9 protein-coding genes and 1 pseudogene are annotated in these 12352 nt (G+C 72.3%); 4 read left to right on the top strand and 6 right to left on the bottom strand.

The features are described 5' to 3' along the window. Positions 1 to 96: 96 nt before the first annotated feature. The 3 genes from OG206_RS03215 (at position 97) to OG206_RS03205 (ending at position 3803) form a co-directional block, all read left to right on the top strand. Positions 97 to 471 carry a hypothetical protein gene (locus tag OG206_RS03215; RefSeq protein WP_327111943.1) on the top strand — a complete coding sequence of 125 codons (375 nt, stop codon included), beginning with the start codon at positions 97 to 99 and terminating at the stop codon, positions 469 to 471. Between the two features lie 81 nt (positions 472 to 552). Then, entirely contained in the window at positions 553 to 1155 is a 603-nt protein-coding gene (locus tag OG206_RS03210; protein ID WP_327111941.1) for a class F sortase, read from the top strand. Between the two features lie 299 nt (positions 1156 to 1454). Beyond that, positions 1455 to 3803, top strand: coding sequence for a GH92 family glycosyl hydrolase (locus tag OG206_RS03205; RefSeq protein ID WP_327111939.1), 2349 nt, complete (start codon positions 1455 to 1457; stop codon positions 3801 to 3803). A gap of 53 nt (positions 3804 to 3856) precedes the next feature. Here OG206_RS03205 and OG206_RS03200 read toward each other — a convergent pair whose 3' ends face one another. The 6 genes and pseudogenes from OG206_RS03200 to OG206_RS03175 all read right to left on the bottom strand — a co-directional run bounded on the left by OG206_RS03200 (position 3857) and on the right by OG206_RS03175 (position 11687). Next, entirely contained in the window at positions 3857 to 4660 is an 804-nt protein-coding gene (locus OG206_RS03200; protein ID WP_327111937.1) for an ABC transporter ATP-binding protein, read from the bottom strand. Then, positions 4657 to 5363: pseudogene (locus tag OG206_RS03195) on the bottom strand (FecCD family ABC transporter permease); the annotation flags it as partial. The pseudogene OG206_RS03195 and the gene OG206_RS03200, both read right to left, overlap by 4 nt. A gap of 152 nt (positions 5364 to 5515) precedes the next feature. After that, a complete protein-coding gene (gene metE / locus OG206_RS03190; RefSeq protein ID WP_327111935.1) occupies positions 5516 to 7834 on the bottom strand; it encodes a 5-methyltetrahydropteroyltriglutamate--homocysteine S-methyltransferase in 2319 nt (772 codons plus the stop codon). 286 nt (positions 7835 to 8120) lie between these two features. Further along, on the bottom strand, positions 8121 to 10010 hold the full coding sequence (locus tag OG206_RS03185; RefSeq protein ID WP_327111933.1) for an ATP-binding cassette domain-containing protein: 1890 nt from the start codon (positions 10008 to 10010) through the stop codon (positions 8121 to 8123). A 340-nt stretch (positions 10011 to 10350) separates the two neighbouring features. Further along, positions 10351 to 10692, bottom strand: coding sequence for a GNAT family N-acetyltransferase (locus OG206_RS03180; protein ID WP_327111931.1), 342 nt, complete (start codon positions 10690 to 10692; stop codon positions 10351 to 10353). Then, positions 10689 to 11687, bottom strand: coding sequence for a pirin family protein (locus tag OG206_RS03175; RefSeq protein WP_327111929.1), 999 nt, complete (start codon positions 11685 to 11687; stop codon positions 10689 to 10691). The genes OG206_RS03180 and OG206_RS03175 overlap by 4 nt, the downstream gene beginning before the upstream one ends. Positions 11688 to 11811: 124 nt before the next feature. Between OG206_RS03175 and OG206_RS03170 the strand changes: the two genes are divergently transcribed. Next, complete coding sequence (locus OG206_RS03170) at positions 11812 to 12300, top strand: carboxymuconolactone decarboxylase family protein (RefSeq protein ID WP_327111927.1); 489 nt, start codon at positions 11812 to 11814, stop codon at positions 12298 to 12300. Positions 12301 to 12352: the final 52 nt, after the last annotated feature.

Here is a 12352-nt window from a genome sequence, read left to right as displayed (position 1 = left end):
CTCACAACTCCACTCCACTCTGAGGGGACGCTCGGCCGCCCGGCGCGCACACGCGCACGGGCACCACAGAACGCCGAGCCGGAATCGGAGTCCTTCATGTCCCGTCCCATCGTGCGCACCGCCGTCCTCACCGCCCTGGCGGCCGGTGCGGTGCTCCTCCCGTCCGCCGCGGCCCTGGCCGACGGCACGCCCACCCCGGTGCCCGCCGAGCCCGCCACCGCCTCGGCGGCGCCCGCAGAGCGCACCGCCACGCCGGAGCCCAGGCAGGCGGCCCGCACCGGGAGGCCGACTCCCGCACCGGAGCCCATGCCCGCGAGCCGCATGCCCCGCGGCGGTGTCGACGCCGGGGAGCGCCCCGCCCAGGACGCCGCCGGCACGGCGCTGTACGGCACGGCGGCGGGAGCGGTGCTGCTCGCGGGCGCCGGGGTCCTCGTCGTACGCCGCCGGACCGCTGCTCAGCGCAACGGCTGATCCCGCACGATGGCGCCGTTCCCACCGGGAGCGGCGCCATCCGCCGTACGTCCCCCGCTCGTCCACCGCACCGGAGTACTCATGCCCCCCTTCACTCCGCGCCCGTCGCGGCGGTCCGCCGCGATCGCGGCAGCCGTCTGTCTGCTGATCGCCCCCGTCACCGCCTGCGGCGCGGCAGACGCGCCGCAGGCGTCCGGCGGTGCACTCCCGCGCCATTCCCCGGAGCCGCAGTCGCCGAAGGCTCCGGCACCGTCACGGCTGACCGTTCCGTCGCTCGGGATAGACAGCGGCCTGCTGAGACTGGGGCTGAACGAGGACGGCACGGTGGAGGTCCCGCCGGCCGAGAAGGGCATGACGGCCGGCTGGTACGCGGGCGGCGCCGTACCCGGCGAGCCGGGCGCCGCCGTGCTCATCGGGCACAACGACACACGGTTCGGCAAGGCCGTCTTCCACGACCTGCACCGGATAGACCGGGGCGCGGACATCGCCGTGTCCGACGCGGCGGGCAGGCAGACGCACTTCAGGGTCACCGGCACGCAGACCGTCAGCAAGAAGACCTTTCCCACCGACAAGGTCTACGGACCGACCGACGCGCGTGTTCTCCGTCTGATCACGTGCGACGGGGCCTTCGACGCCGACGGGCATCCCGTGGACAACCTCATCGTGTACGCCTCGCTGCGCTGAGGGTGCTTAAGCCCGCGCCTCTCGGTCCGCCGGGGGTGGGGGAGGTCCGGCTCTCGCGGACCGCAGCCGACGGGCGGCGATCCGCCGGCGCCCCGCGACGTCCGGAGGCCGGGGCGTCGGGCGGGTTCCGGTGACGCCGCCGTCAGGGCCGTGGGCACCCCTCGCCGCTCGTGGCCGACCGGTGGAGGTCCCTCACGGGCCCGGCCACAACTCTTGACGGGTACACGCATACAGGCCAAGAATGATCGCGCAGTGCGACCTGACAACGTTGTCTACGGCTGGAAAGAGGCGTTCTTCCCATGAGATGGACCCACTTGCTACGCGGTGCGGGGACGGCGGCCGCCACGGCCGCGCTCCTCGGCGGCGCCGTCGCCACGCCCGCCACGGCGGACGGAGGGGCGCACGCCGAGCACGGCCGGCTGACCGATCTCGTCAACCCGTTCATCGGAACCGAGAACGAGGGCAACACCTATCCCGGCGCGGCGGTTCCGTTCGGCATGGTGCAGTTCTCGCCCGACACCGGCCACAACACCGGGTACGACTATTCGGAGAACCACATCAGAGGCTTCTCCACCGTCCACATCTCCGGGGTGGGCTGCGGGCTCGGCGGAGACCTGCCGGTGCTGCCCACGACCGGTGACATCACGTCCACGGACAACGCCGCCTACGCGGCCGAGTTCAGCCACGACGACGAGAAGGCGAGCCCCGGCACGTACACCGTCGGCCTCAAGACCGGCATCAAGGCCGAACTGAGCGCCACCGAACGCACCGGCGTGCAGCGCTACACCTTTCCCGCCACCGACAAGGCCAACGTCCTCATCAACGCGGGCCAGTCGCTGCACAAGACGGTGAACACCGAGGTCGAGATCCTGGACAGGCGCACGGTGCGCACCGCCATCACCGGCAGCGGCTTCTGCCAGGACACCAAGCCGTACACGGTCTACACGATCACCCGCTTCGACCGGCCCTTCACCACCTCGGGCACGTGGAAGGGCGAGAAGGTCGCCGAGGGATCGAAGGCCTCAGCGGCCGGCAGCGAGCGCAACGGTGCCTACCTGCGCTTCGACACCACCAAGGACCGCACCGTCGAGGCGACCACGGCGATCTCGTACGTCGACGCGAAGGGCGCGGCCGGCAACCTCCGTGCCGAAGGCGGCCGTTCGTACGACAAGGTCGCGCGCGCCGCGCAGGCCGCGTGGGAGGACAGGCTCGGCGAGGTCAAGGCGCAGGGCGGCAGCGAGACCCTCCGCCGGACCTTCTACTCGTCCCTCTACCGCTCGTTCCTCGCACCGAACGTCGGCAGCGACGTCGACGGCCGCTACACCGGCTGGGACCAGAAGACCCACCGGGCCGAGGGCTTCACCTACTACCAGAACTGGTCGCTCTGGGACACCTACCGCACCCAGGCCCAGCTGCTGTCGCTCCTCGCGCCGAGTGAGTCCCGGGACATGGCGATCTCCGTCATCAAGATCGACGAGGACAGCGGCTGGCTGCCCAAATGGGGCTACGGCACGGTCGAGACGAACATCATGACGGGCGACCCCGTCACCCCGTTCCTCACCAACGCCTACCAGCAGGGTCTGCTCAAGGGATACGAGGAGCAGGCGTACCGCGCGCTCAGGAAGAACGCCGACGGTGTGCCCCCGGCCGGCTCCGCCCCCGTCGGCCGCGAGGCCAACAAGGAGTACCTGGCCGACGGTTTCGCTCCCTACATCAAGGGCCGCCCGCACGCGAAGCCCGGCGACTCCGACTACGACCACGGCGCGTCCGCGACCCTGGAGTACGCCCTGTCCGACGCGATGCTCGGACAGATGGCGAAGGAGCTGGGCCACGAGGACGACGCCGCGCGGTACACACAGCGCGCCCAGAACTACCGGAAGATCTTCGACAGTTCGACCGGCTTCTTCCGGGCCCGTGACGTGAGCGGCGACTTCACCGGACCCGCCGACCCGGCACAGAGCGAGGGCTTCCACGAGGGCACGTCCTGGCAGTACCAGTGGCTCGTGCCCCAGGACCTGCCCGGCATGGTCTCCCTGATCGGCGGGACGCAGGCCGCCAACGAGCGCCTCGACTCGTTCTTCGCCTACGACCAACTGGTGAAGGACCCGGCGAAGACCGCCCGCGAGGTGTGGGTGAACGGGCCGTACGACTACTACAACGCGGACAAGTACAACCCGCAGAACGAGCCCGACCTGATCGCCCCGTACACCTACCTCTCCACCGGCCGGCCGTCGAGGACGACCGACGTGGTGCACGCGGCGCTCACCCTCTTCACCGACGCCCCGACCGGCATGACCGGGAACGACGACCTCGGGACGATGTCGGCGTGGAACGTCCTGTCCTCCATCGGGATCTTCCCGGTCCAGCCGGGCACGGACACCTGGGGTCTCTCCACGCCCGTCTTCGAACGGGTGGACCTCACCCTCGACCGGCGCTACTACCCCAAGGGCCGTCTGACGGTGAAGGCCCCCGGTACCTCCGACTCGGCGCGCTACATACGGTCGGCGCGGACCGACGGGGCGGCATACGGGAAGACCTACCTGACCACCGAGGACATCCGCGGCACCCGCGACCTGTCCTTCGAGGTCGGCACGGCTCCCTCCGACTGGGGCACATCGGCGGACGCGGCGCCGCCGGCCCTCGACTGACCGCTGCGGCAACCAGGACCCGCCCCTCGGACGAGGGGCGGGTCCTTCCGCGCTCACCCTTCCGCGGGCACGCCCGGGTCCGGCAGGCCGGGCAGGAACGTCACCTGCGGCGCGCCCGTCAGGGGATGGACGGCGACCTCGCCGGTCACGCCGTACACCTCGGCCAGCAACACCGGTGTCAGCACGTCGGCGGGCGCGCCGGAGGCGACGACCTCGCCGTCGTCCAGGATGTACAGGCGGTCGCAGTGGCGGGCGGCGAGATTGAGGTCGTGCAGGGCGACCAGGACGGTCGCCGGCAGGCGCCGCAGCGTACCGAGGACCGACAACTGGTGCCGGATGTCGAGGTGGTTGGTCGGCTCGTCCAGGACCAGGAGCGTGGGCTCCTGGGCGAGGGCCCGCGCGATGAGGACACGCTGACGCTCACCGCCCGACAAGCGGTCGAAGGGGCGTCCCGCCAGTTCGGTGACGTCCACGGCGGCGAGGGCCGACGCGGTCAGCTCGGCGTCCTCGGCGGTGTCTCCCGCGAGCAGCCGTTTGTGCGGAGTACGCCCCATGGCCACCACTTCGCGCACCGTGAGGTCGAATTCGGCCCCCGACTCCTGCGTCACCGCCGCCACCGCGCGTGCCAGCCGGCGCACCGGCAGCGCCCAGGCGTCCTGTCCGTCGACCCGGACCTCGCCGGTGGCGGGACGCAGGACACGGTAGACGGCGCGCAGCAGGCTGGACTTGCCGCTGCCGTTGGGGCCCACGAGGCCGATCACCTCACCGGGCCGCGCGGTCAACGAGACGTCCCTGACCAGGCGACGGGCCCCGGCGGTGAGCGTGACCCCGTCGATGACGAGTGCGGTCGCGGTCATGCCACTCCTTCGCCGGTGCCGCGCCGCGCGTCGCGGCGCATGAGCCAGAGGAAGAAGGGCCCGCCGCACAGCGCGGTGAGCACCCCGACAGGGATCTCCATGGGCGCGGCCACGACGCGCCCGGCGATGTCCGCCCACACGAGGAAGACCGCCCCGCCGAGCGCGGCGGTGGGCAGCACGCGGCGGTGGTCACCGCCGACGAAAAGGCAAGGCGCACGATGTGGGGCAGCATCAGGCCGACGAAGCCGATGGGTCCCGACGCGGCGACCAGTACACCCGTGATGAGGGACAGCAGCACGAACATGCGGGAGCGGAAGCGGGCCACGTCCAGTCCCATGGTGGTGGCAGCCTCCTCGCCCGCCAGCAGCAGGTTCAGATTGCGCGACTGCACGGACAGGACGGCGATGCCCAGCAGCAGAGCCGCGCCGGGCAGCCAGAGCGTCGCCCAGCTGACCCCGCCGAGGCCGCCGAGGGTCCAGGCGAGCACCGCGCGGGCCTCGTTGCCCCGGTCCGTGGTCAGCAGGAGCAGGTCCAGCCCCGCGGTGAGCACCGCCGCGATCGCCACACCGGACAGCACCAGGCGTACGGAGCTGATCCGGCCCCCCGTACGAGCGGTGGCGTACACGAGCAGCAGGGCGCCCAGTGCTCCGGCGAACGCGGCGACCGACAGCGAGACCGGGCCGAACAGCGTCACCCCGAACAGCTGCTGTCTCTACTACCGCACTCCGGCCGGTTCGACGTGCGGGGACTGCTGCCTCGCCCGCTGAACCACCTCGCTGATGCGGACGCGGCCCACGAGGCGGGGGCACCGGCCGGGGCCCCCCGGGAACGCCCGGCCGGTACCCCCCCGGCGGCTCAGGACGCGGAGAGCTCGCCCCGCACGGTCCGTGCCGCCGCGACCAGGCTCTCCAGCGACGCCCTGGTCTCCGGCCAGCCCCGCGTCTTGAGACCGCAGTCCGGATTGACCCACAGTCGCTCCGCCGGGATCGCCCGCAGTCCGGCGCGCAGCAGGCCCGCCGCCTCCTCGGCGGTCGGCACGCGGGGCGAGTGGGTGTCGTACACCCCGGGCCCGGCCTCGCGCGGGTATCCGTGGGCGGCGAGTTCATGGGCGACCTGCATGTGGGAGCGGGCGGCCTCCAGGCTGATGACGTCGGCGTCGAGGTCGTCGATGGCCTGGACGATGTCGCCGAACTCGGCGTAGCACATGTGCGTGTGGACCTGCGTGTCCGGGCGTACCCCGCTGGTCGTCAGCCGGAACGCTTCGGTGGCCCAGTTCAGGTAGGCGGGCCGGTCCGCGCCGCGCAGGGGCAGCGTTTCCCGCAGTGCGGGCTCGTCCACCTGGATGACCGGCGTGCCCGCCGCCTCCAGGTCGTGGACCTCGTCGCGCAGGGCGAGCGCGACCTGGCGGGCGGTGTCCCCGAGCGGCTGGTCGTCACGCACGAAGGACCAGGCCAGCATGGTGACCGGACCGGTGAGCATGCCCTTGACCGGACGGTCGGTGAGGGACTGGGCGTACGCCGTCCAGCCCACGGTCATCGGCTCGGGGCGGGAGACGTCGCCGGCCAGCACCGGGGGGCGGACGTAGCGGGTGCCGTAGGACTGCACCCAGCCGTGCCGGGTGGCCAGGTAACCGGTCAGTTGCTCGGCGAAGTACTGCACCATGTCGTTGCGTTCGGGCTCGCCGTGGACCAGCACGTCCAGGCCGGCCTTCTCCTGATACGTGATCACCTCCTGGATCTCGGCCCTGATGCGCTCGTCGTACGCGGCCGCGTCGATGCGTCCGGCCCGCAGACCGGCCCGTGCGGCGCGCAGCTCGCCGGTCTGCGGGAACGAACCGATGGTGGTCGTCGGCAGCAGGGGCAGGCCGAGCCGGGCGCGCTGCGACGCGGCCCGTTTCCCGTAGGGCAGGGTGCGTCGGGCGTCCGCCCCGGTCACCCCGGCCGTACGGGCCCGCACGGCCGGATCGCGGGTGACGGGGGAGGTGTGGCGGGAAGCGAGGTCCGCCCGGTTGGCCGCCAGTGCGGCCGCGACGGCGCCGGTGCCCCGGGCCAGCCCCGCGGCGAGCGTCACGATCTCCTCGGTCTTCTGCCGGGCGAAGGCCAGCCAGCGCAGCACCTGCGGATCGATCTCCCGCTCGGCGGCGGCGTCGAGCGGGACGTGCAGCAGGGAGCACGAGGACGCCACGTCGACCCGGCCCGCCAGCCCCAGCAGGGTGCCGAGGGTCGACATGGACCTTTCCAGGTCGTTGATCCAGACGTTGCGGCCGTTCACGACCCCCGCGACCAGACGCTTCCCGGGCAGTCCGCCGACGGCGGCCAGGTCGTCCACCTGGACGGCGGCGGTCTCGGTGAAGTCGAGAGCGAGGCCGTCCACCGGTGCCTTGGCCAGCAGTGGCAGAGCCTCGCCGAGGCGGCCGAAATAGGAGGCGACGAGCAGCTTCGGCCGGTCGGTGAGCGAGCCGAGGGCGCGGTAGGCGCGCTCGCACGCGCCGAGTTCGGCCCGGGAGCGGTCCTGGACGAGGGCGGGCTCGTCGAGCTGCACCCACCCGGCCCCGGCCGCCCGCAGGTCGGCGAGGACTTCGGCGTACACCGGCAGCAGGCGGTCCAGGAGCGTGAGCGGGTCGAAGTCCTCGGCCACACCGGGGGCCGCCTTGGCGAGGAGCAGATAGGTGACCGGCCCGACGAGCACGGGCCGCGCGGTCAGGCCCAGGGCTACGGCCTCCGTGAGTTCGGCGACCTGCCTGGTGGAGTCGGCGGCGAAGACGGTGCCGGGGCCCAGCTCCGGCACCAGGTAGTGGTAGTTGGTGTCGAACCACTTGGTCATCTCGAGTGGTGCGACGTCCTGGGTGCCGCGCGCCATCGCGAAGTACCCGTCTAGCGGGTCGGCGGCAACCGTCTCCCGGTGGCGGTCGGGGATCGCTCCGACCATGACGCTGGTGTCGAGCACGTGGTCGTAGAGCGAGAAGTCACCGGTCGGGACCTCGTCGATGCCGGCCCCGGCGAGCTGCAGCCAGTTGCTGCGCCGCAGTCCGGCCGCGGTGGCGCGCAGGTCGTCAGCGGTGACGCCGCCCTTCCAGTAGCCTTCGACCGCCTTCTTCAGTTCCCGGTGCTGCCCCTGCCGGGGGTAGCCGTGCACGGTGGACCGCGCCGCCGCGGCTGTGGACTGGAGGGTCACGGAGATCTCCTTCGCGCGATGGATCCCTGAGATCCCGGGGACGGGACGAGAGCGCGAAGGGCTGCGGGGCAGTCCCGGATCCCCACCGGGTTCCCTCGTGCGACGCTCCCGCCCGGCGGGCGGGGCGGACCAGCTGCACCTTCCACCCTACGGGCCGGTCCGGGCCGGGCCGCGCATCCTTTCTGCTCTTCGGACGGAGTGAGGAGAGGTGCGGCAGAGGTCCCCGGCGGCCCCCCGCCCGCACCACGCCCCCCCGGCTCCCTGGCGAGCCGTGGATCCTGCGGCGTTACCGGTCCTTCGCCAGCGCGACGAGTTCGGCGAACAGGCCCCCCGCGTGGACGAGTTCGTCGTACGTCCCCTGCTCGGTCACGCGTCCCTCGCTCATGACGACGACGCGGTCGGCCAAGCGGGTGTTCTCGAGCTGGTGGGTGACGACGACAGTCATGCGTTCGGAGGCGATGCGCTTGATCTCCAGGAAGATCTGGTGCTCCCCGCGCGCGTCCATCTGCGAGGTGGGCTCGTCGAGGATGATCAGCGGGGTCTGCCGGTAGAGCGCCCGGCCGCACACCAGACGCTGCCACTGGCCCCCGGACAGCTCAGCCCCTCCCCACAGTTCCTTGGCCAGCAGGGTGTCGAGCCGCTGCGGCAGCTTCTCCACCGCCTCACGCATGCCCACGGCGTCGACGGCATCCCACACGGGGCCGTCGTCGTACGTCCTGGGCCGGCCGAGCGTGATGTTCTCGCGGGCGCGCAGCGGCCAGCAGGCGAAGTTCTGGGGGACGAGGGCGGTGCGTGTCCAGACCGAGTCGGGGTCGGCCTCGGCGAGATCGGTGCCGTCCCACATGACCCGCCCCTTGTCGGCGAGGAGAATGCCGGTGACGAGTTTCGCCAGTGTCGACTTGCCCGACCCGTTCTCGCCGACGACGGCCACGATCTCCCCGCGGCGCAGCGTGAGCGAGACGCCGGCGACGGCGGGTTCACTCTTCCCGGGATAGCGGTAGACGACCTCGTCGAGCCGGATCTCGTCCACCCGGTCGGGGATGGTCGCGGCGCCCCGCTCGGGGGCGCGCTCGGCGGCCAGGTCGAGGAAGGCGCGCATGTCCGCGAGGTACAACGAGGTGTGGAACATCGCGGCGCCGTGGATCACGAACTGCGACAGCGCGGCGAGCGCGGTCTGCACGGCGACGACCGCGGTCGCGGCGACCGGCAGGGCCACCCGCCCCGTGACGGCCAGCCAGGCGAGGACGGCCCAGGCGCAGAGCAGGAACACACCCCCCGTCGCGCTGGTCGTCAGGACGATCCGCAGCATGCGCGGGGCCGCGGTGAGTGTGCGGCGGTCGATCCGCTCGGACAGGGCGCGGTACCAGTGGACCAGGTAGCCGGTCATGCCGTTGGCCCGGACCTCGTCGCCGTATCGTGAGTAGGTGGCCCACCAGCGCATCATGGAACGCACGTTGCGGTCGCCGACGTTGGTGTAATGGGTTTCGTAGTCGACCCGCGCGGACAGCACGGCTCCGACGCCGGCCGGGAGCACCGCGAGCAGGAGCAGCGGGAGCATCATCCAGTGCAGGACCGTGATGACACCGGTCGCCGCGATCATGCGGACGACGGCCGCCATGAACCGCTGGGCGTCCTGCACCATCATGCGGGTCCTGGTGACGCCGACCTCGGCGGCCTCCTGACGGTCCGCGAACCCGTCCTCGCCGTACGCGGAGGACTCCACCCGGCACACCGCCGAGACCAGTGCGATATCCGCCTCGGTCGTCAGCAGCGGCGTGATCCGGGCATCCGCGTACGAGGCGAGGGCGCCGCAGGCGCGTCCGGTGCCGGCAGCCGCCGCCACGACGAGCAGGACGGGCAACGAGGCATGCAGGCGTTCGGACACCGGACCCGGCCCGAGGAGGTGCGTCATGGCCCGCGCGGTGCACGCGAGGACGACGGCGGCCGCCGCGCCCGTCAGTACCTGGCAGACGAGAAGCAGCGCGGCGCCGGTCCTGTCGACCGCCCACGCGCTTCGCGCAGTGTGCGCGAGGACGGCGGGAAGCCGTCCGCACATCGCGCCGAAACCCGCTTCCGCCAGCGGATTCCGTCCGTGCTTGCCCTCGAAGGTGATGGTGGCGGGAGGCGGCGGGGGAGGAGCCCCCGCGTCCGCGGCCGGAGTGTCGGTCACAGTCACCGTGCGTCTCTCCTCGGGTGGGTGCCGCACCCCAACGGCTCGGCAGTGCACGGCATAACGACGCCCCACGGGAATCGAACGCACTCGATTCCGGACGTACTGAAGCCGTTGGGCCGCAAGGCCCCCGGCGCGCGGTCGCTGTTCCGGGGCGTCCCCGGGTCATCGCCGGATTGGCTGAAACGCCGGTCTCCGAAACCCCTGGGACATACGGGATTTTCGAGGCTGGTGGGGCGCGCGAGGATCCCGCCGGCGTCACGGGGTGAGCCGCGGCCGGCCAGAGGCCCCGGCGGCCGCGGCCCGGTCCCCGCCGCACGGCCGGCGAGGACGGGCGCGCCGGCGGTCAGCGTGCCAGTGCGGTCTCCAGCCACTGCAGGACCTCGGGCGTGACGGGGTCGGTGATGTCGGCGAACTCCCCATGCTTCTTGAGGAACTTCGCCACGTAGGGGCAGACCGGCACGATGCGCCTGCCCGAGGTCCGTACGTCGTTCAGTGCCTCCCGCACGAGGACGGAGGCCAGTCCCTGACCGGCAAAGGCGTCGTCGATCTCGGTGTGGAAGAAGACGCGCTGTCCGTCACGGTCGCGGTAGGCGGTGAGACCGGCACGGACGCCGTCGACGTGTATCTCGTAGCGGTGCCGTTCGCCGACGCGCTGGACGGCCGGAGCGGCGGAGGGCCGGTTCATCGTGTGCCTTTCGAGTGCGGCGGGTTGCGACGCGGTGCGATGGTGGCGTTGGGGAGCGCGGGGGCGGGGATACGGGCCCCGGGGTAGCCCTCGACACGGCCGAACCGGTCGGAGGCGGCTTCCCAGTCGAGACGCGCCTCGACGATGTCCTGATGGCTGCGGCCGACGAAGTTCCACCACATGACGATCTCCTCGCCGAACGGGGTGCCGCCCACGAGCACGGCCCTGGCGGCGGTGTCCGTCTCGTTGGTGAGCGTCATCGTGCTGCTCCCCGGGGCCAGGTATCCGAGCTCGGCGGGACGCAGCACCGTGCCCGCGACCCGGATGTCCCCCCGGTCGACCAGCAGGCCGTGCTCGAAGGCCGGGTCGACGTCCAGCGTCGTGGTCGCGCGCGGCTGCAGGACGATCTCCGCGCCGAGCAGCGGTGTGAAGGCCGGGACGGGCGAGGTGGCCCCGGCGAGGGACCCGAGGAAGACCCGGACCACGGCCCCGTCGAGGCGGACGGGTCCCGGGGTGTGGCTGCGGAAGTCCCGGCCGGTGTGCCGGTGCGCGTCGGGAAGGGCGACCCAGAGCTGTACGCCGTGCAGGGACGTGGTGTCCGGGGTGGAGACCTCGGTGTGGCTGATCCCCCGGCCGCCGGTCATGAGGTTCAGTTCGCCGGGACGCACGAGGGCGTGGCTGCCCAGGCTGTCGCGGTGCTCGATCTCCCCGCTGAACAGCCAGCTCACCGTCTGCAGACCGATGTGCGGGTGTGGGGCCACGTCCATCCCGCCCGTCTCGGCGACGTCATCGGGGCCGAAGTGGTCGATGAAGCACCAGGCGCCGATGAGCGTGCGCGCCCTCTGGGGCAGCGTGCGGCGTACCGTCATCGCCCGAGGGCCGCCCAGGGGGACGTCACGGGCCGCAAGGACCTCCACGCGGGCGGCGGAGGCCGGCTCGCCGCCGGCGCTGGTCTCCGCCCCCGGCGCGGTGCGACCCGTGCCGCCGCCGCTCATCGGGGGACCCCCTGTGCGGCAAGGATGATTACATGTTCAACAATCATGCTCGATCATAAGCCGGGGCCCACGCGGGCGCACGGCCGGTACGAGGGACGCGGCGCGTCCCGGTGAGGAGTACGCAGTGAACGGCACGGAGGCGGCCCGCGCGGCCGGGCGGGTCTACATCGACAAGCAGAGTCCCCAGGCGTACCACGCCCTGTCCGCGACGGCCGAGGCCGTGCGCACCGTCGCCGCCGAGGCGGGACTGGACCGGGCGCTGGTCGAACTGGTCAATCTCCGGGTGTCCCAGATCAACGGCTGCGCCTACTGCCTGGACGTCCATACCAGGGCCGCTCTGCGCGCGGGCGAGACGTCGCAGCGCCTCGGGGTGCTGGCCGCGTGGCGCGACACCGAGCTCTTCAGCCTGCAGGAGCGGGCCGCCCTCGCCCTGGCGGAGGCGACCACCCAGCCGGCCGACGCGGCCCTGCAGGAGGACGCCTACGCAGCCGCGCGCGCGGCCCTCTCCGACGAGGGGATATCGGCCGTGATCTGGGTCGCCCTCACCATGAACGCCTTCAACCGTGTCTCGATCATGAGCAAACACCCGGTGCGCGCCGTCGCGCGGCACTGAGCCCGTGGGCCGTGGGCGCAATCGAGACTGTCCCCCGCGCGGCGCGTCGAAC

Origin of the sequence: Streptomyces sp. NBC_01341, assembly GCF_035946055.1 — a bacterium.
In the GTDB taxonomy this organism is placed as follows: Bacteria; Actinomycetota; Actinomycetes; order Streptomycetales; family Streptomycetaceae; genus Streptomyces.
The sequence above is the reverse complement of the archived record's forward strand: the minus strand, read 5'-3'. Positions and strand labels throughout refer to the sequence as shown.